The following is a 19,018-nucleotide window of genomic DNA, read 5'->3' as shown; positions in this document are numbered from 1 at the left end:
TTTTTCAGGGACATTTCCCCGGGCAGCCGGTCATGCCGGGCGTTCTGATTCTGGAAGCGTTGGCCCAATGCGGCGCTGTGGCTGCCCTCAGCGAGGAAGGTGCCAAGGGCAAGCTGGCACTGTTTGGCGGTGTAAAAAATGCCCGTTTCCGCCGTCAGGTGGTTCCGGGCGATGTGTTGACGTTGGAATGCGAACTGGTGGAACGTCATGGCCCGGTGGGCATAGGTAAAGCCACTGCCTGGGTGGATGGTGTGCGTGCGGTCAATGCGGAATTGACCTTTGCCATTGTAGATCGGGAGTCTGCCCAGTGACTACGGCCAATAAACAGGACTGGTCAAATACGCCGAGATATGGTATACTAATTCGCAGTAATGCAAAAAGTTTGCGGGTGCGGCTGCGCCGCCAGGTACAGCCTTACACGGCAGCCCGCAAGCAGGACCTGCAGGAGGTTTTTGCCATGTTGGATCAGGCGTTTCAGCAAGTGTATACCAAGTTTAAGCTGCATTTTTATCAACAGGTGTTCAGCAAGTTTGAAAATCGGGAAGCGACGCTGACAACAGTGGAATCCTTCTGTATGGAGGTCATCATGGCGTTGGGGCATCCCACTATCGCGGAATTTTCCAACATGATGAACCTGTCTACGCCCAACGCAGCCTATAAGATCAACAATTTGGTCAAGAAGGGATACGTGAAAAAAGTCCAGTCCACCACTGACAAACGAGAGTATCACCTTTATCCCACCCGTAAATATGTGGACTATTACAGCATCAGCTATGCCTACCTGCAAAAGGTGGTGGACCGTGCCAAACAACGGTTCTCTCCGGACGAACTCCAGAAGCTGGAAGAGATGCTAAGCATTGTTTCCAGTGAGTTGATGCCGGAAATTCAACTTCCCTCGGCAGGTCCTGCTGCGGCTGAACCGTTGCCTTGACGGTGGAAAAATCAGTCAAACACATCCTTTTGTAAGTCGGACGGACCGGCGGCGTAAGCTGCCGGTCCGTCTTTTTTGACGGCTTTGCAGCCATAGATTTTTTACACCCTGTACCCTTGACAACCGGCAGGACAGGCCCCATAATAAAAACGATACCATAGAAAAGTGAGGTGCAAGCCATGCGCGTCATAGCCGGAACCGCACGGGGCAAAAACCTGCAGGCCCTGCCGGGAGAGGACGTGACCCGGCCTACCATCAACCGGGTCAAGGAGGCCATGTTCTCCAGCGTTCAGTTTCTAGTCCCCGGTGCCCGAGTGCTGGATTTGTTTGCTGGAAGCGGTCAGCTGGGCATCGAAGCGCTGTCCCGTGGAGCCAAGAGCTGTCTCTTTTTGGACCAATCCACCGAGGCGTTGGCGGTGATAAAAGCCAACTGCAAAGCGGCAGGGGTGGACCTCCAAAGCAACATCCGGCACGGCGAAGCGCTGGCGTTTTTGGCCAACATCCGCGGCCCCTTTGACTTGGTGCTGCTGGATCCGCCGTTTCACCATGATTTGATCGGTCAGGTGCTGCCCGCTTTGCAGGAAAAGCTGGCGCCCGGCGGGGTCATTTTGGCGGAGAGTGAGCGGGAAGCGGTCCTGCCGGAACAGGTAGGCGCGTTGATCTGCACGAAACAATATTTTTACGGCAAGATTATGGTCAGCCGATACGAGAGAGAGGAACAGGCATGAACGTAGAGGAATTGCTGGATTTGATGGAAGAAACGCTGGAGGCGGGGACGGCTGTGCCCTTTGCGGCGGCCAAGCGCGTGGTGGATGTGGACCGTATGCGGGATATCATCGATGAAGTGCGCAATAACCTGCCGGACGAAGTTCGGGAAAGCAAAAAAATCGTCAATGATCGGGAACAGATTCTGAAGAACGCTCGGGTAGAGTCGGAGAACATCATCCAACAGGCGGAGGAACGAGCTCGGGCGCTGGTCAGTGAGCAGGAAATCGTCAAGCGCAGCCAACAGCGTGCAGTAGAAATTCTGACGGCAGCGCAGACGCAGGCTAAAGAATTGAGTCGCAACGCCACCGTCTACTGCGAAGGGATCTTAAAGAACTCTGAAGAGGTTCTGGCACGCAGCGTAGCGGATATCAAGAATACCCGCATGAACCTGCGCAGTGCCGCCAGCCGCTCGATGCGCGGACAGAAAAAGTAAATATTTGGCAAGAGAACAGGCATTCGCCACTCCCACAACAGGGAGGGCAGATGCCTGTTTTTGTTTGCTTTGGCGGGGAAGGCACGCTGCATTCCCCACAATGCCCCACCACGGGTTGCACAACTGTGAAAATTCTGCTCCCAGCGAAGTTTTTGCTCCCTCGCTCTTGCTTTTTGGCGGCTCAAATGGTAGACTTATTATACCGTGGTGGGGAAAAGTGGTTAATTTAACCCATATGGTGGTTGAAAGTGGGTAGTTTTCCACGCTTTCCACAGAGTTTTCCACCGCCACCACGGAACAACGTAAAAAAGTTTGCGGAAAGTTTGTGCAAAGCGTCGAATTTCAATGGGAGGAGGGAATCAGCATGCTCGTGGGTCAGTATGACTACGCCATCGATGCCAAGGGCCGGCTGAATTTCCCTGCCCGTTTTCGGGATGCGATGGGGGAAACCTTCATCGTGACCCGGTGGCTTGACCACTGCTTGGCCGCTTTTCCGGCAGAAGAATTTGAAAAGGTCGCCGCAAAGATCGAGGAAAAGGGGCTGGTAAAGGGCCGCAAGGTCAGCCGGATGCTCTACGCCTCGGCAGTGGAGGTCACTCCGGACAAGCAAGGCCGCATTCAACTGCCGGCCAAGCTGCGGGAGTACGCTGGTCTGGACCATGATGTGACCATTATCGGTAACCGCAGCTTTGCAGAAATCTGGAACACCGCGGCTTGGAACGGTGATCAGGCCACCAGCGATGAGGACTTCACCGCTGCGATGGAAGAATTGGACTTTTAAACGATAGGTAGTTGACAAGATGGAATTTTCTCACATACCCGTGCTGCTGCAGCCCTGTCTGGATGGGCTGGCCATTGATCCCACAGGGATTTATCTGGATGGGACCGCCGGCGGGGCAGGGCACAGTATGCAAATAGCTAAACGTCTGACCACAGGGCGTCTGATTGCGTTGGATCAGGACCCGGATGCGGTGGCAGCCGCCACCGAAAGGCTCAAGGGCCTGCCCGCTCAGGTGGTACAGGCGAATTTCCGCGACGCGGCGCGTGTGCTCGCGGAGCTTTCCATCCCGGCGGTCAATGGGGCCTTGCTGGATCTTGGCGTGTCCAGCCATCAGCTGGACGATGCGGCGCGCGGTTTCTCCTACCATGCCGATGCACCGCTGGATATGCGCATGAGCCAGCAGGGCCCCACCGCCGCGGACCTTGTCAATACCTTGGACCGTGAAGAATTGACCCGTATCCTGCGGGATTACGGTGAGGAACCCTATGCTTGGCAGATCGCGGGGAAGATCGTGGCGGCACGGGCGGTACAGCCCATCACCACCACCTTGCAGTTGGCAGAGCTTGTGGCTTCGGCGGTGCCGCCTGCCGAGCGCCGTAAGGCTAAGAACCCTGCCCGCCGTACCTTCCAAGCCATTCGCATCGCCGTGAACTCGGAACTGGATGTGCTGAACGAAGGACTGGAAGGAATTTTCAACTGTCTGGCCCCCGGTGGCCGGCTGTGTGTCATCACCTTCCACAGTTTGGAAGACCGGCTGGTGAAAAACAAATTCCGCCGTTGGGCCCAGCGCTGTACCTGCCCGCCAGAACAGCCCATCTGCACCTGCGGCGGCGTGCCCAAAGCAAAACTTATTACCCGAAAACCCATCGAGGCAGACGCCGAGGAATTGCAGCAAAACCGCAGATCCCGTTCGGCTAAACTGAGAGTGTTGGAGAAAGTATAACGAGGCATCTTTCATGACAACTGTTTTATTGCATACCGGTCAAACCGCCCCCAAAGTGGAGCGCCCCCAGCCCAAGGTCAAGGTGGTGCGGGGCGGACGTCACGGTTTGAACCGGGCACGGCATCTTGCGGCTGCGATGGTCAACGTTTTGGCAGTGGCGTTGCTGTTGGGCTTGGTGGTCAGCGTGGTGTACAGTCAGGCTAAGATCACCGAACTCAATGGCCAAATCAACGAGGCCAAGACCCAGCTGACGGCGGCACAGAGCGAATATGACTATCTGGCTACCCAGATGAGCAACATCACCAGCCGCACCAGCTTGCAGCAGGTGGCGGAAGGGCAACTAGGCCTTGTGCCGGTAGATCCCAGCCAGATTACCTACGTACAGCTGGAAGATGAGAGCGTCATCGAAAAGACTACCAGCAGCGCCCAGCTGTTGGTGTCGGATGTGCGCACCGCAGCGCTGAATCTGCTGGGCAGCCTGAATCCGTAACAAAAGAATCTATGTAGGTACGAGCCTTTTTACCAACGGCACTGCTGCCGCGCGTAGAAAGGCTCGCCGCCGCAATCAGGGAAAACTTTTATCTAAAGGGAACCGTCCATGTCCAATCCAGTTCATCAGCCCGACCCGCATTTTCGTGCCCGCGTCCTGCGCCGCACGCTGATTGCTATTGCTGTCTTTTTGATTTTCTTTTTCGGCATCCTGATTTACCAGTTGTACGCACTGCAGCTGCGGGATGCGGAACTGTACCGTACCGAGGCCGTTACCCAGCAGATGCAGGACACAGAACTGCCTGCTACCCGCGGCTCCATTTATAGCGCCAACGGCAAATTGCTGGCAAAAAGCAATACGGTGTGGAACATCATCGCCAACCCCAAACAGTCCCAGAACAACGGTGCCACCACGGCACAGTTGCAGCAGGCGGCAGAGCAGATTGCTGCCTTGCTGAACGATGGAACCACAGCGGACAGTATCTTCAGCATCTTGACGGCTACCAATGCCAACGGGGAACCCTACGAGTACCGCGTGGTGGCTAAAGGGGTAGAAAAGCCGGTGGCGGATGCCATCATCGAATACTCGATGAACTACCGTACGGACCCGCCCGCGGGTGAGGAGCAGGGGTATCGGATTGTCGTTCTTACTACCGAGCAAACCTCCACCCGCAGCTATCCCTATGGGGCATTTCTATCATCGGTGCTGGGTTTCTGCAATGCAGATGGATCCGGTGCTTACGGGTTGGAAAAATCCTATGATGACGTACTGTCCGGTACGCCGGGGCGCAGCATTGCCGAGACCAACGTCAACGGGGAAGTGCTGGCCAACGCCGAGGCGGATGTCTATCCGGCCATCGATGGCAGCAACATCAATTTGACCATTGATGAAAACGTGCAGGCCATTGTGGAAGAATATCTGACTGAAGCCATGGATACCTTCAGTGTGCATGGCCGCGGCAGCGCGATCGTGATGAATGTCAAGACCGGTGCCATACTGGCCATGGCGACACTGGAACAGTTTGATCCCAACGATCCCTACACGATTTATGATGAGAAGATGCAGGCGATCTTGGACAAAGAAGAACTGAACGAAGACGATGTCGACTGGCTCCAAAGCCGTTTGGGCGAGGATGAGGTGGCCGACATTATCGCGGATGGCAAGATCAGCCGAGAAACGACCACCGACGAAGATGGCAATACCGTCAGCAGCGAATATACCCAGCTGCAGGGTATGATGCGGGAAGCACAGTGGAAGAATAAGAACATTACCGAGCTGTACATGCCCGGCTCGGTATTCAAGCTGATCACGGCGTCGGCCGGTTTGGATTCCGGCATTATGACCGCCGAACAGACCTTCTACTGCAGCGGTGAGTTTACCGTCAATGAAGACTCCGAACAGTGGCTGCACACCTACCACTGTGCCAACGATACCGCCCACGGTTTGCTGGACATGGCCGGCGCATTGAATCACAGCTGCAATATTTGGTTTATTCAAGCTGCCCAGACCTTACAGCCCACGGTCTTTTATGACTATATTCAGGCTTTTGGGTTCACCCAGACCACCGGCATTGACCTGCCCAACGAGACCCGTTGGACCAGCGTGTACGATGCCGAGGAGATGGCACAGGTAGATACCAACCTGTATACGGCGGCCTTCGGCCAGAACGAAGCGATTACTCCCATGCAGATGGCTACGGCGGTGGCGGCGATTGCCAACGGCGGATATCTGGTGACCCCCTATGTGGTAGACTCTATCACCGACAGTGATGGTAACGTGATCCAAAAGACCGAAACCAACATTCGTCGTCAGGTGATCTCGGAGGAAGTCAGCGAACAGATTCTATCGATGATGGAAACCAGTGTGGACCCCAACAGCGAAAGCCCCGGGGACTATCACTCCAACAAGAACGCCTACGTGGCGGGGTATCGGATCGGCGGCAAGTCCGGTACGGCCGAACGGACCGACCGTGATTATCGCTTTGACGGTGACTATTATAAGACGATGAGTTTTGCCGCTGTTTTGCCAGTGGATGCCCCGGAAATCGAAGTGTTCGTTGTGTTGGACGACCCTCGTTGGGTCCGGGACTACGCCAGCGACGTGGTGGCTCCTGTGGTGGGCAACATCATCAGCGAAGTGGCACCCTACCTCGGCATCGAGCAGGATCCCAGCTACAACCCCACAGGCACCGTCACGGTGCAGACCTGTCTGGACTATACTTGGACCAGCGCACAGGTGGCCCTCAACCAGTTGGGTCTGAAGCACAAACTCATTGGGGAAAGCGGAACCATTATCTACCAGTACCCGGTGGGCGGCAGCAAGGTGCCGGCCGGTTCTACGGTCTATCTGTATACCCAAAGTGACCGGGACGCCATGACTACGGTGCCCGATGTGGTAGGCAAGAGCGGCAGCTTTGCCGAGCAGATGCTGCGGGCTGCCAACCTCAACGTACAGTTTGACGGGGACAGCGGCGGCAAAGTAGTGGCGCAAAGTGTGGAGGCAAACGCCAGTACGGGGTACGGAACCATCATCACACTGACGATGGATAGCTCCGACAGCGCGGAAAGCACCGATTCTTCCGCCGCGTCCACCACCGAGGAGCCTGCGTCCGAGTCGTCCGAATCGCAGGATGCGGCGTCGGAAGGGGAATAAGCCGCAACGTTTACGAGATTCAATAGCCCAAAAGGAGGCTTTTTCTATGCAACCAATTCCCGCCAATGAATTGCTCGCCGGTCTGGCGCTGGCCGAACCGGTTTCTATTCAGGCTGTTGTGACGGATAGTCGTAAAGTAGTACCAAACTGTGTTTTTGTCTGTTTCCCCGGCGAACGGGTGGACGGACACGATTTCGCCGCTGGCGCATACCGGAATGGTGCGGCCTATATCATTGCCAACCATCCGGTGGAAGGTGTCCCTGCTGACCGCACGGTTGTGGTGCCGGATAGTGCCCGGGCAATGATCCGTATGGCGTCCAACTATCGGATGCTGTTCAGCCCGCAGATCGTGGGGGTGACCGGCAGTGTAGGAAAGACGACAACCAAGGAATTTTGCTACGCGGTGCTGTCGGCGTTTGGCAATACCATGAAGACGGAAGGCAACCAGAACAATGACATTGGTGTGCCCAACACGCTGTTCCGGCTGGAGAACACCACGGAGTACGCTGTGGTGGAGATGGGAATGGATCATGCCGGAGAAATTGAGCGGCTGACCCGCTGCGCACGGCCGTCTGCCGGCATCATCACGATGATTGGTGTTTCTCATCTGGAAAATCTTGGCACCCGAGAGAATATACTGAAAGCAAAGATGGAAATCTGTGCAGGCCTGCCCGACGGGGCCCCGCTGGTGCTCAATGCCGACAACGATCTGCTGCCCACGGCGCAGATCCCGACACGGCTGCGTCCTGTCTGGTTCGGAATAGAGAAGGAGGCCGACGTCCGCGCCCAAAACGTGCAGACTGAGGCACAGGGGACCACCTTCACCATCGTGGATCGCACACATGGGTCTTTTCAGGCACAGATCCCGACTGTGGGGCTGCATACCGTTTACGATGCCTTGGCGGCGTATACGGCAGCAACGCGGCTGGGGCTGGATCCGGCAGCCTGCGCACAGGCGCTTTCCCGTTATCAAACTACCGGCATGCGGCAAAACATCGTGGAAAAAGGCGGCGTGACCGTCATTGAGGACTGCTACAACGCCAGCCCGGATAGTATGAAAGCTGCCATCTCTGTTTTAAAGGAATTGCCCAACCCCCGGAAAATTGCCCTGCTGGGGGATATGCTGGAACTGGGGGAGGCCAGTGAGGAAGGACATCGTCAGACCGGCGTGTGGGTTGCGCAGGCGGGGATTGATGTGCTCATTGCCTATGGTCCGCGTAGTGCTGCCATGGCGCAGGCCGCACAGGAACAGGGTGTGACAACTGTGCATTGCCAAAATGCCCAAGAGGTGCTACAATGTTTACAGCAATTTGTACAGCCCGGTGACGCGCTGTTGGCAAAAGCCAGCCACGCGATGAAACTGGAAGACCTGTTGCAGGACTACTACGCTGGATTGCCACAGGCGTGACGGCTTCCCATGCAGCCACGTCAAGAAAAGATGAGTTTTTTGGAGGAATGACTGCATGGAGCAAACTGTCTCCTATATGCTGGCCGCCGCGGCGGTAGGTGGTTTTGCCATCACAGCTGTGACCTGTTGGCTGCTGATTCCCGCCTTGCATCGTCTGCATTTTGGGCAGACCATCCGCGAGGAAGGGCCCACTTGGCATAACAAGAAAAACGGTACCCCCACCATGGGCGGTCTGGGCTTTATTTTTGGAATTTTGCTCACACTGGGACTGGTGTGGGGCATCTTTCATGCACAGGCGCCTGAGGTACTGGGACCCCAGCAGTTGGCTGCTGGTATGATGGTGCTGTTTTTGGCTTTCGGCTCCGGCTTAATTGGCTTTTTGGATGACTTCATTAAGGTTATCAAACACCGGAATTTGGGTCTGACAGCAGGGCAAAAGATTGTGCTTCAGGTAGCTGTCACCGTGGGATTCATGGTTGGTCTCCATTCTTTGGGGCTGCTCTCCACACAGGTGATGCTGCCGGTGGCAGGTGCGGTGGATTTCGGCATCCTGTTCTATCCGATCGCTTTCTTTGGCATCATTTTTCTGGTGAATGCCGTAAACCTGACCGACGGTCTGGACGGTCTTTGCACGGGGGTAACCTTTGTTTCGATGCTAGGTTACTTACTGGCCGGCAGTTTGCTGGGCTTTGTGCACGTTTCGCTGATTGCTGCGGCGACGGCGGGGGCCTGTGCCGGTTTTCTGGTTTGGAACTTTTACCCCGCCAAGGTGTTCATGGGGGACACCGGCAGTATGTTTTTCGGCGGCTTGGTCACAGCGCTGGCTTTTGTGATGGACCGTCCGGAACTGGTGCTGTTTTTTGGCATCGTCTACATCTGGGACGCCATCACCGTGGTGATTCAGCGCGTCTATTTCAAGCTCACCCACGGTAAGCGGATCTTCAAAATGACGCCCATCCACCATGCCTTTGAGATGCGTGGCTGGCGTGAGGTAAAGATCGACGGTTTCTTTGCCTTGATTGCTGCAGTGGGCGTGGCATTGGGCATCTTGTATATCTGCCTTGTCTAATCGTTAACTGCGGCGCTGTGGGACGCAGCACGGTTCCTTGCGCCCCGAAAGGAGGGCCATCGCCTTGCAAAGTACATCTCTTAGCCTGTTGGCCCTAATTTTGGATCACTCGGTAGGCAACATTTTTCGCATGTTGCGTGTTATTCGTCTGCCCAAAGCGGAACGCGGCGCCGTTTCGTGGGGCTTTGTGGGCACGCTGGCGGTTACTTTGGCCTACGGATTGATTATGTTGTTTTCTGCCAGCTACTCCAGTGGGTATACCAAATACGGTGATATCTATCATTTTATTAAGCCGCAGTTTATTGTGGCGGTGGCAGGCTTTATCGCCATGTTGTTTATGTCGCGGATCAATTACCGGGCACTGCGCTACTTAAACGAAACCTTCTATGTGATCACCTTGGTATTGTTGGTGGTGGCGCTTTTCATGCCCAGCGACAGCAACGGTTGTTATCGGTGGGTCTATTTCCCGGGCGGCTTGTCTTTGCAGCCCTCCGAAATGGCCAAATTTGCCATTATTTTGGGTACAGCGGATGCACTGGATAAACGCAAGGAGCAGATTCGCAATCCTCTGTATGGCATTATCCTGCCGGCCTTGCCGCTGATTCCGGTGCTGATTTTGCTTCGTCTGGAACCGCATAACTCTGCCATGCTTTTGATGTGTGCTATCTTTGCCACCATGGTGTTGTGTGCCGGTGGCGGCGGCTGGTGGCTGTTCGTGGCAGGCGTTGTAGCGGCAGGCGGCGGTTTGGCGTTTTATAACTATCTGTCTTCCAGCGGTGGTTACGCCGCGGAACGTCTGGGCGGCGTGTGGGGCCTGACCCCCACCGATACGGCCAATATGCTGTGGCAGACCCGGCAAAGTGTGTATGCTATCTGTACAGGCGGATTGTTTGGTGTGGGAATTGGAAACAGCGTCCAGAAGCACCAGTGGCTGCCCTATGCAGAAAACGACTTTATCTTCTCAGTTGTATGCGAGGAGCTGGGGTTTGTCGGCGCATTGGCACTGATCTTGCTGTTTGCGGCACTGATCGTGCAGGGCATTTTTATCGCATTGAACGCACCGGATTTCTTTGGCACCTTGTTGGGCATCGGAATTACTGCACAGGTGGCTTGGCAGGTTTTTTGCCATATTGGTGTGGCTACGGCATTGCTGCCCAACACCGGTATCAGCCTGCCGTTCTTCTCATCGGGCGGTACGAGTTTGTTGTTGCTGTTGGGCGAGATGGGTGTGCTGCTCAGTATTTCTCGTGCCGGTAACGCACGAATGGAAGCGCGGAAAAAGCAGCATCAGGCGGAGATTGACCGCAAACTGGGGCGTACCCCCAGCCGCCCTGTATACCGCCGCAGAAGCACCTGAGAGCGTACCTACATAGTCATAGAAAAGGGGAGCAGGGAATGCGTGTGTTGATTGCTGCCGGCGGTACCGCCGGTCATATCAATCCGGCGCTGGCGATTGCCGGTGCCCTAAAGGCGGCCGTTCCGACGGCGGAAATTCATTTTGCCGGTCGCCGAGAAGGTATGGAGTACGGGCTGGTTACCAAAGCGGGGTATCCGTTTCATCACATCGAAATCAATGGATTTCAGCGGCATCTGAATCCGGAAAACATTGTGCGCAATGTGGTGGCGGTATGGCATTTGGCGCTTTCTGGTCCCCGCACCCAAAAAATTTTGAAAGAAGTTCAACCGGATCTGGTCATCGGATGCGGTGGTTATGTCAGTGGTCCCATTGTACGGGCTGCTGCGAAACGTGGCATCAAGACGGCCATCCATGAACAAAACGCGTTCCCGGGGGTAACAAATAAGTTGTTGGCCCGGGACGTGGATTTGGTGCTGGCGGCCAGTGCCGATGCGGTGGAGAAACTGGGGGCCCCGGAAAAAACCTTTGTGGTGGGAAACCCGGTACGGCCGGAAGTACTGACTGCCGACCGGGCGGCTGCTCGGCAAAAGCTGGAAGCAGGGGACCGCACGGTGATCCTTAGCTTTGGCGGCAGTCTGGGAGCTGATCGGATCAATCAGGTGGTGGCAGATCTCTGTGCATGGGAAAAGCAGCAGGGGGCGAATCTGCTCCATCTGCATGCCACCGGCAAGCGGGGCGTGGCGCTGTTTGAACAGTTGGAGAAGGAAAAGGGCTTTGCGCCGGGGCCTAATTTGGTTGTCACCCCCTATATCAACAACATGCCTCAGCTGCTGGCGGCAGCGGATCTGGTGATTGCCCGTTCCGGTGCGCTGACTTTGGCGGAATTGGAGGCTGTGGGACGTGCCTCGATTTTGATTCCCAGCCCCAATGTGGCGGAAAATCACCAGTATTATAACGCCTTGGAGCTGCAAAAAGCCGGTGCCGCAGTGGTCATCGAAGAAAAGAATCTGACCGGCGACAAATTGGTGGCAACCGTACAAAAACTGTTAGGCACCCCGGGAAAGCTGCAGGAAATGGGCGCCAATGCCAAGAAGTTGGGCAACCCCAACAGCCTTGCGCTCATTACCGAAAAACTGTTGAACCTTGTAAAGTAAAAATGCTTTGCACCCTTATACTCATAGGAAAGGAGTCACCCGCATGGACCGCGACCAGCGCAGCCGTCAGCAAAAGTCCAAGGGCGGCTCCTTTTCTCGTAATCAGACAAAACGAAGCCTAAGCAGCCGCGTGGGCCTGCAAAAACAGGGGATGCCGCGTCCGCAGCGGACCCCGCCGCCTACACCAAACCCGAACAACAGACCTCGCAGGCAGCCTTCTTCCCAAGCTAGACAGCGCCCCGTACAGCCACAGCTCAATCCCCAAAAGGCAGGGTATACGCCGGGGGCACCTCGGCGGCAGCGGCGTGTCACGCAAGCGGAATTGCTGCGCCGCCGCAATCGCCGCAGAGCGCTCGGCGTGTTGGGTGTATTGGCGACGCTGGCCTTGGGTGCTATCCTTTCGGTCAATCTGCTCTTCAAAGCGACTGCTTTCCGCGTAGAAACCTTTGATCATACGACGCCTGCAGATACCGGTATCTACACCGAAGATGACATTATTGCGGCATTGGGAATCGAAACAGGGACCAACCTGTTCGGCTTTTCTACAACGGAAAAGACCGTGCAGCTCCAATCACAGTTCCCGTATCTCGACAACGTGGCGGTAGGGGTACAGCTCCCCGGCACGGTTGTCATTCAAGTGCAGCCGGCTACGGAGCGGTTTGCCTGTGCATATGTTGGCGGCTGGGTGGTACTAAGCGATTCACTCAAGATTTTGCGGGTAGACGGGGCGCAGCCCGAGGGCCTGACGGTGTTGGCTTGTTCCTTGCCGGCGGATTTTAATCCGATAGCGGGCCAATTTGTCTCTCCGCAGAGCTACAACTCGTTGCTGGAAGGCGAGCTTGCCACTGCGGAAACATCCCAGCAGACAGCCAGCGACGTACTGATGCAGCTTTTGGAAGATCTGGAAGCAGAAGGTTTGCAAGATGGTGCGACCCAAATTGATGTGACGGATTTAAGCCAGATTCAATTCACCTATCAGGACCGCATTCAGGTGTTGGTAGGCAACAGCAACCGGATGGATTATAAAGTGCGTCTGGCGGCTGTGGCGATTTTGGACCCGGATAAAGGGCTTTCTGCCAGTGATAAAGGTACACTGGATGTGAGCTACCAGCAAACGGATGGCGAAATTCAAGGCTATTTCGCGCCGGAGGAACCGGAACCTACGCCCACACCGGAGCCGGAGGAGGGCACGGAAGAAGGCGACGGAGAAGGGGACAGCTCCACCGACACCACCGTACAAGAAGAATAAAAACGCCCGTGGAACACATCGTTCCACGGGCGTTTTGCTATTTAGAAGAAAGCGTCTGCCTTAGACGTTCAGTTCCACTTTCTGGCCGATGTCTTCGGCATTGGCTGCCAGAACGGGGGCGATTACCTCGTTGAGGTATTCTTCCACCTGTTCCGGTGCGCGTCCGGTAAAGGCTTCGGGGCTCAACTCAGCCTCGATTTCTTCACGGCTCAGGCCGAAAGCGGGATCGGCTTCTACGCGGGCAATCATGTCGTTGGGCTTGCCCTCCTGCTTGACGACGGCCGCTGCGGCCACAGCGTGCTCACGCAGACGCTCGTGCAGCTCCTGACGGTCGCCGCCCTTTTTGACAGCCTTCATCATGATGTTCTCACTGGCCATAAAGGGCAGTTCGGCCATTACCCGGGCACGAACCACCTTGGGATATACCACCAATCCATCGGAAACATTCAACAGGATGTTCAAGATGGCATCGGCGGCGAGGAAGCCCTCGGCCATGGCGATGCGCTTGTTGGCCGAATCGTCCAGCGTGCGTTCAAACCACTGGGTACCGGCGGTCATGGCCGGGTTCAGCACATCCACCATCAGGTAGCGGCTCAATGCGCAGATACGTTCACACCGCATGGGGTTGCGCTTATAAGGCATGGCGGAAGAACCGATCTGATTCTTTTCGAAAGGCTCCTCCATCTCCTTAAAGTTGGCCAACAGGCGAATGTCGGTGGCCATCTTCATGGCGCTCTGCCCCAAACCAGCCACGGCAGACAACACATTATAGTCTACCTTGCGGCTGTAAGTCTGACCGCATACCGGTACGACTTTGGCAAAACCCATCTGGGCACAGACATCAGCTTCCACGGCCTTGACCTTGGCGGAGGCACCGTTGAACAGTTCCATAAAGCTGGCCTGCGTACCGGTGGTGCCTTTGACACCGCGCAATGCCAACTGGCTGATCTGGTGGTCAATCTCTTCCAGATCCATGTACAGCTCGTTCATCCACAGGGTAGCGCGCTTGCCGACCGTAGTCAACTGGGCAGGCTGGCAATGGGTATAGGCCAGACAGGGCATATCCTTGTATTCTTTGGCAAACTTGGCCAGATTGGCCAGTACGCCGATGATCTTTTTGCGCACAAGCCGTAGGGCTTCCCGCATGATGATTACATCGGTGTTGTCGCCCACATAGCAGCTGGTGGCACCCAGATGGATGATACCTTTCGCTTTGGGGCACTGCAGGCCGTAGGCATAGACGTGGCTCATCACATCGTGACGGACCAGTTTTTCACGGGCGATGGCATCCTCGTAGTTGATGTCGTCTTTGTGGGCTTCCAACTCGGCAATCTGCTCATCGGTGATGGCCAGTCCCTGTTTCTGCTCGGCTTTGGCCAGAGCAATCCACAGTTTGCGCCAAGTACGGAACTTGTTGTCGTCAGAGAAAATATACTGCATCTCGTCCGAAGCATAGCGCGTGCTGAACGGCGAGATATAGCGGTCATGTTGTGCCATTGCGTGATCCCTTTCTTACAGCTTAAAGTAGTTGACGCCACCCTCAAAGATCGGCTGGTACTTGTCACCGGTAACGTTCTTGTACAGCTTGTTGCCACTGCGTTCACTGTGACCCATCTTACCCAACACACGACCGTCGGGGCTGGTGATGCCTTCGATGGCCAAAACCGAACCGTTGGGGTTGTAGCGCAGGTCCATAGTGGGCTGGCAGCCAAGGTCAACGTACTGGGTGGCTACCTGTCCGTTTTCGATGAGCTTTTGCAGCAGCGCATCGTTGCAGACAAAGCGGCCCTCGCCGTGGCTGATAGCGATCAGGTGCTCGTCGTTCACATCGCACTCGCTCAGCCAGGGGCTCTTGTTGCTGGCTACCCGGGTGCGGACCAGCATGCTCTGGTGACGATGGATGGTGTTGAAGGTCAGCGTGGGGTCTTCCGACGTGATGGGACGGATCTCACCGTAGGGAACCAGACCCAGCTTGATCAGCGCTTGGAAACCGTTGCAGATGCCAAGTGCCAAACCGTCGCGCTGGTTCAGCAGGCGATTGACCGCGTCGGCCACAGCCGGTGCGCGGAAGAAAGCGGCAATGAACTTGGCGGAACCATCGGGTTCGTCGCCGCCGGAGAAACCACCCGGCAGCATCAGAATCTGGGCTTCATCCAATTCCTTGACCAAGGCTTCGCAGCTCTCGGCTACATCGGCAGGGGTCAAGTTCTTCAGGACCAGAATGTGGGGGTCACCACCGGCACGGCGGAACGCACGGGCCGTATCATATTCGCAGTTCGTGCCGGGGAATACGGGAATTACCACCCGCGGCGTGGCCAGCCGTACCGCCGGTGCAACGCGGTCGGTCATAGAGCATTCGCAGTTCAATGCCTGCACAGCCTCGCCCTTCTTGCGGTAGGGGAATACCGGCTCCAGTTTGGCTTCCCACAGATCCTGCAAACGTGCCAGATCGATCTTTTTGCCTTCCGCTTCCAGCGTGTAGTCTACGGTGGTAAAGCCGAGGAACTCACCGGCAGCCGGATCCAGCAGCTCCAGAATCACAGCGCCGTAGGCGGGTTTGAACAGATCATCGAGGTTCAGATCGTTGCTAAGCTGCAAGCCGACATGGTTGCCCACGCACATCTTGAACAGGGCCTCGGCCACACCGCCGTATCCGGGGGTGGCAGCCGCCAGAACTTTGCCCTCATCAATCATCTGCTCGACGGTCTTGTAGATCGCCAGCAGGCTGCCGATCTCCGGCAGGCCGTTCTTGTATTGGGGACGCAGCATGACGACGGAACTATTGGCCTTCTTAAACTCGGCGCTCTGCACATCGTTGACGTTGCCGACCGCAGTGGCAAAGCTGACCAGTGTGGGAGGAACGTCCAGACCCTCAAAGCTGCCGGACATGGAATCCTTACCGCCGATGGATGCAATGCCCAGACCCATCTGCGCATCCAATGCACCCAGCAAAGCAGACAACGGCTTGCCCCAGCGGGGGGGATCGTCGTTCATATGCTCGAAGTATTCTTGGAAGGTCAAGTACATATCGGTATGGTGGAAGCCGGCGCATACCAACTTGGTCACGCTCTCCACGACGGCCAGATAGGCACCGCGGTAGGGATCCGCTTCGCTCAGATAGGGGTTGAAGCCCCAAGCCATACCGGAACAGGTCGTGGTCTCACCGTCGACGGGCAGCTTGGCAACCATCGCCATGGTGGGGGTCAGCTGGTATTTGCCGCCGTAAGGCATCAGTACGGTGGCTGCACCGATGGTGGAGTCAAACCGTTCGCCCAGCCCTTTCTGGCTGCAAACATTGAGATCGGTGACCAGATGTTCCATCTTCTCCTCGAAGTTGGAACCGGCCCACTGGGGCTGCCAGACGTGGCCCGGCAGAATGTGTACATTGGCATGACGCTCTGCACCGTTAGAATTCAGGAACTCACGGGACAAGTCCACGATGGCCTTGCCGTTCCAGAATTCACGCATCCGCTTTTCTTCGGTGACGGTAGCAACGATGGTAGCTTCCAGATTTTCCTCATGGGCATAGCCGATAAAGGTCTCGGCGTCAGCAGCGGCTACGGCCACAGCCATGCGTTCCTGACTCTCGCTGATGGCCAGTTCGGTGCCATCCAGACCTTCATACTTCTTGGTGACCTTGTTCAAGTCGATGCGAAGACCGTCCGCCAACTCGCCAATAGCTACCGAAACACCGCCGGCGCCAAAATCATTGCAGCGCTTGATCAGGCGGCAGGCATCCTCCCGGCGGAAGAGACGCTGCAGTTTGCGCTCGATGGGGGCGTTGCCTTTCTGAACCTCGGCACCGCAGGTTTCCAAACTGGTGAGTTTGTGAGCCTTGGAGGAACCGGTGGCACCGCCGATGCCGTCACGGCCGGTGCGGCCGCCCAGCAGAATGACTACGTCACCGGGGGCCGGTTCTTCCCGGCGAACATGGCTGGCCGGGGTAGCACCTACCACGGCGCCGATCTCCATCCGCTTGGCCACATAGCCGGGGTGGTAGAGTTCAGCGACCTGACCGGTAGCCAGACCGATTTGGTTGCCGTAGCTGGAATAGCCGGCGGCTGCCGTGGTGACCAGTTTGCGCTGCGGCAGTTTGCCGGGCATCGTTTCGGAAACGGGCTTCAGGGGATCACCGGCACCGGTCACGCGCATGGCCTGATAGACATAGCTACGGCCGGACAGGGGATCGCGAATCGCACCGCCGATGCAGGTGGCAGCGCCGCCGAACGGCTCGATCTCGGTGGGATGGTTGTGGGTCTCGTTCTTAAAGAGGAACAGCCAATCCTGCATTTCGCCATCCACATCGCATTGGATCTTGACGGTGCAGGCGTTGATCTCCTCGCTCTCATCCAGATTCTTCAGGATGCCGCGCTGCTTCAGCGCCTTTGCGCCAATGGTAGCGCAGTCCATCAGGGTGCGGTTCTTCTTGTCGCGGCCCGTTTCTTCCCGCAGTGCCATGTAGCGGTCAAAGGCGGCCTGTACTACTTCGTCGTCGATCTGCACGTCATCCAAAATAGTGCCAAAGGTAGTATGACGGCAATGGTCAGACCAGTAGGTATCGATCAGGCGAATTTCGGTGATGGTGGGATCGCGGTGTTCGCTCTTGAAGTAGTCCTGACAGAACACGATGTCCGCGTGGTCCATAGCCAGACCCTTCTCGTTGCGGAAAGCCTCCAGCGCATCGTCATCCAGAGAAGTGAAGCCGTTCAGCGTCTCAACCTCGGTGGGGATGGAAAACTCCATCTTCAGGGTGGTGCGGGGCTCCAGACTAGCTTCCCGGGCTTCCACCGGGTTGATGACATATTTCTTAATGGCAGCCAGATCTTCGTCGGTCAGGTCGCCGTCCAGCAGATAGATCCGTGCGCTGCGCACGTCGGGGCGCTCACCCTGACTCAGCAGCTGGATGCACTGGCTGGCGGAATCGGCCCGCTGGTCAAACTGGCCGGGCAGATACTCCACCGCAAAGACGGTGGCGGCGGTGGGCAGTTCGGTGTAGGTCACATCCACCGGCGGCTCGCTGAAAACGGTGGGGATGGCCTTCTGGAACAGCGCCTCGTCGATGCCTTCCACGTCGTAACGGTTGATCAGGCGCAGGCCTTTCAGACGGGTGATGCCCAAAAGCTCCACCAGTTCATGGAACAGGCCCTGTGCTTCGCCGTCGAAGCCGGGCTTTTTCTCAACATAAATGCGGTATACCATTTGTATTGCCTCCTGATTACTGCATGGCAGCCAGTGCACGGGCACCGATGTCGCTGCGTTTGTGCAGTTTCTCAAAATGGATGTTCTCGCTGGCGGCATAGGCTTTCTTCAGAGCCTCGGGCAGCGTATCTGCCGTAGCGGTCACGCCCAGCACGCGGCCGCCGTTGGTCACCAGTTTGCCGTCCTTCAGGGCGGTGCCGGCATGGTAGACGGTCACATCGGCGCAAGAGGGGAGCTGGCCTTCGGTCAGACCGGTGATCTCTTTGCCCTTCTCATAGGCAAGGGGATACCCGCCACTGGCCAGAATTACGCAAGCGGCAGCACCGTCGCGGAATTTGACCTCGGTTTCGGCCAGTGTGCCGTTGGTGGTGGCCTGCATAATGGTCAGCAGGTCACTTTCCAACAGAGGCAGCACCACCTGCGTCTCGGGATCGCCGAAACGGCAGTTGTACTCGATGACCTTGGGCCCATCGGGAGTCAGCATCAAACCAAAGTAGAGGCAGCCTTTAAAGGGGCAGCCTTCTGCCTGCATAGCAGCGACCGTCGGCAGGAAAATCTCCTTCATGCAGCGGTCCGCCACCTCA

Annotated in this window: 16 protein-coding genes; 13 read left to right on the top strand and 3 right to left on the bottom strand. The window is 56.5% G+C overall.

The genetic code is table 11. The features are described from left to right. The 13 genes from Q0526_RS09975 to Q0526_RS09915 all read left to right on the top strand — a co-directional run. Nucleotides 1-311 (top strand): 3-hydroxyacyl-[acyl-carrier-protein] dehydratase FabZ (locus Q0526_RS09975; protein ID WP_298733084.1); only part of this gene is annotated, 311 nt, incomplete at its 5' end. 146 nt (nucleotides 312-457) lie between these two features. Then, complete coding sequence (locus tag Q0526_RS09970; RefSeq protein WP_298733085.1) at nucleotides 458-931, top strand: MarR family winged helix-turn-helix transcriptional regulator; 474 nt, start codon at nucleotides 458-460, stop codon at nucleotides 929-931. Between the two features lie 170 nt (nucleotides 932-1,101). After that, on the top strand, nucleotides 1,102-1,659 hold the full coding sequence (gene rsmD, locus Q0526_RS09965; protein ID WP_298733082.1) for a 16S rRNA (guanine(966)-N(2))-methyltransferase RsmD: 558 nt from the start codon (nucleotides 1,102-1,104) through the stop codon (nucleotides 1,657-1,659). Then, nucleotides 1,656-2,132, top strand: coding sequence for an ATPase (locus Q0526_RS09960; protein ID WP_298733080.1), 477 nt, complete (start codon nucleotides 1,656-1,658; stop codon nucleotides 2,130-2,132). Before rsmD ends, Q0526_RS09960 begins: the two co-directional genes overlap by 4 nt. A gap of 364 nt (nucleotides 2,133-2,496) precedes the next feature. After that, entirely contained in the window at nucleotides 2,497-2,913 is a 417-nt protein-coding gene (gene mraZ / locus Q0526_RS09955; RefSeq protein ID WP_298733078.1) for a division/cell wall cluster transcriptional repressor MraZ, read from the top strand. A gap of 19 nt (nucleotides 2,914-2,932) precedes the next feature. Continuing rightward, nucleotides 2,933-3,856, top strand: coding sequence for a 16S rRNA (cytosine(1402)-N(4))-methyltransferase RsmH (rsmH, locus tag Q0526_RS09950; protein ID WP_298733076.1), 924 nt, complete (start codon nucleotides 2,933-2,935; stop codon nucleotides 3,854-3,856). A gap of 13 nt (nucleotides 3,857-3,869) precedes the next feature. After that, a complete protein-coding gene (ftsL, locus tag Q0526_RS09945) occupies nucleotides 3,870-4,346 on the top strand; it encodes a cell division protein FtsL (protein ID WP_298733073.1) in 477 nt (158 codons plus the stop codon). Between the two features lie 108 nt (nucleotides 4,347-4,454). Continuing rightward, the gene (locus tag Q0526_RS09940) at nucleotides 4,455-6,998 is read left to right on the top strand and encodes a penicillin-binding transpeptidase domain-containing protein (protein ID WP_298733071.1); all 2,544 of its coding nucleotides are present in this window, start codon (nucleotides 4,455-4,457) and stop codon (nucleotides 6,996-6,998) included. A gap of 46 nt (nucleotides 6,999-7,044) precedes the next feature. After that, a complete protein-coding gene (gene murF, locus Q0526_RS09935; RefSeq protein WP_298733068.1) occupies nucleotides 7,045-8,406 on the top strand; it encodes a UDP-N-acetylmuramoyl-tripeptide--D-alanyl-D-alanine ligase in 1,362 nt (453 codons plus the stop codon). Between the two features lie 55 nt (nucleotides 8,407-8,461). After that, the gene (gene mraY, locus Q0526_RS09930) at nucleotides 8,462-9,475 is read left to right on the top strand and encodes a phospho-N-acetylmuramoyl-pentapeptide-transferase (protein WP_298733066.1); all 1,014 of its coding nucleotides are present in this window, start codon (nucleotides 8,462-8,464) and stop codon (nucleotides 9,473-9,475) included. Between the two features lie 64 nt (nucleotides 9,476-9,539). Further along, nucleotides 9,540-10,832 carry an FtsW/RodA/SpoVE family cell cycle protein gene (locus tag Q0526_RS09925; RefSeq protein WP_298733064.1) on the top strand — a complete coding sequence of 431 codons (1,293 nt, stop codon included), beginning with the start codon at nucleotides 9,540-9,542 and terminating at the stop codon, nucleotides 10,830-10,832. A 38-nt stretch (nucleotides 10,833-10,870) separates the two neighbouring features. Continuing rightward, nucleotides 10,871-11,986, top strand: coding sequence for an undecaprenyldiphospho-muramoylpentapeptide beta-N-acetylglucosaminyltransferase (gene murG / locus Q0526_RS09920; RefSeq protein ID WP_298733062.1), 1,116 nt, complete (start codon nucleotides 10,871-10,873; stop codon nucleotides 11,984-11,986). Between the two features lie 43 nt (nucleotides 11,987-12,029). Then, nucleotides 12,030-13,235 (top strand): FtsQ-type POTRA domain-containing protein, encoded by a 1,206-nt coding sequence (locus Q0526_RS09915; protein WP_298733060.1) that lies wholly within the window; start codon nucleotides 12,030-12,032, stop codon nucleotides 13,233-13,235. A 60-nt stretch (nucleotides 13,236-13,295) separates the two neighbouring features. Here the strand turns inward: Q0526_RS09915 and purB are convergent, their stop codons facing one another. The 3 genes from purB to Q0526_RS09900 form a co-directional block, all read right to left on the bottom strand. Further along, the gene (gene purB, locus Q0526_RS09910; protein ID WP_298733058.1) at nucleotides 13,296-14,732 is read right to left on the bottom strand and encodes an adenylosuccinate lyase; all 1,437 of its coding nucleotides are present in this window, start codon (nucleotides 14,730-14,732) and stop codon (nucleotides 13,296-13,298) included. A gap of 15 nt (nucleotides 14,733-14,747) precedes the next feature. Next, nucleotides 14,748-18,434, bottom strand: coding sequence for a phosphoribosylformylglycinamidine synthase (locus Q0526_RS09905; protein ID WP_298733056.1), 3,687 nt, complete (start codon nucleotides 18,432-18,434; stop codon nucleotides 14,748-14,750). Nucleotides 18,435-18,450: 16 nt separating this feature from the next. Next, a partial coding sequence (locus tag Q0526_RS09900; RefSeq protein ID WP_298733054.1) for a phosphoribosylglycinamide synthetase C domain-containing protein occupies nucleotides 18,451-19,018 on the bottom strand: 568 nt, incomplete at its 5' end.

Source organism: uncultured Subdoligranulum sp., assembly GCF_937890665.1.
The sequence above is the reverse complement of the archived record's forward strand: the minus strand, read 5'-3'. Positions and strand labels throughout refer to the sequence as shown.

Bases quoted from the DNA above. Each gene is read 5' to 3' on its own strand.
- murF (WP_298733068.1), top strand. From the start codon at position 7,045: ATGCAACCAATTCCCGCCAATGAATTGCTCGCCGGTCTGGCGCTGGCC.
- Q0526_RS09960 (WP_298733080.1), top strand. From the start codon at position 1,656: ATGAACGTAGAGGAATTGCTGGATTTGATGGAAGAAACGCTGGAGGCG.
- Q0526_RS09915 (WP_298733060.1), top strand. From the start codon at position 12,030: ATGGACCGCGACCAGCGCAGCCGTCAGCAAAAGTCCAAGGGCGGCTCC.
- ftsL (WP_298733073.1), top strand. From the start codon at position 3,870: ATGACAACTGTTTTATTGCATACCGGTCAAACCGCCCCCAAAGTGGAG.
- mraY (WP_298733066.1), top strand. From the start codon at position 8,462: ATGGAGCAAACTGTCTCCTATATGCTGGCCGCCGCGGCGGTAGGTGGT.
- Q0526_RS09970 (WP_298733085.1), top strand. From the start codon at position 458: ATGTTGGATCAGGCGTTTCAGCAAGTGTATACCAAGTTTAAGCTGCAT.
- murG (WP_298733062.1), top strand. From the start codon at position 10,871: ATGCGTGTGTTGATTGCTGCCGGCGGTACCGCCGGTCATATCAATCCG.
- purB (WP_298733058.1), bottom strand. From the start codon at position 14,732: ATGGCACAACATGACCGCTATATCTCGCCGTTCAGCACGCGCTATGCT.
- Q0526_RS09940 (WP_298733071.1), top strand. From the start codon at position 4,455: ATGTCCAATCCAGTTCATCAGCCCGACCCGCATTTTCGTGCCCGCGTC.
- Q0526_RS09905 (WP_298733056.1), bottom strand. From the start codon at position 18,434: ATGGTATACCGCATTTATGTTGAGAAAAAGCCCGGCTTCGACGGCGAA.
- rsmH (WP_298733076.1), top strand. From the start codon at position 2,933: ATGGAATTTTCTCACATACCCGTGCTGCTGCAGCCCTGTCTGGATGGG.
- mraZ (WP_298733078.1), top strand. From the start codon at position 2,497: ATGCTCGTGGGTCAGTATGACTACGCCATCGATGCCAAGGGCCGGCTG.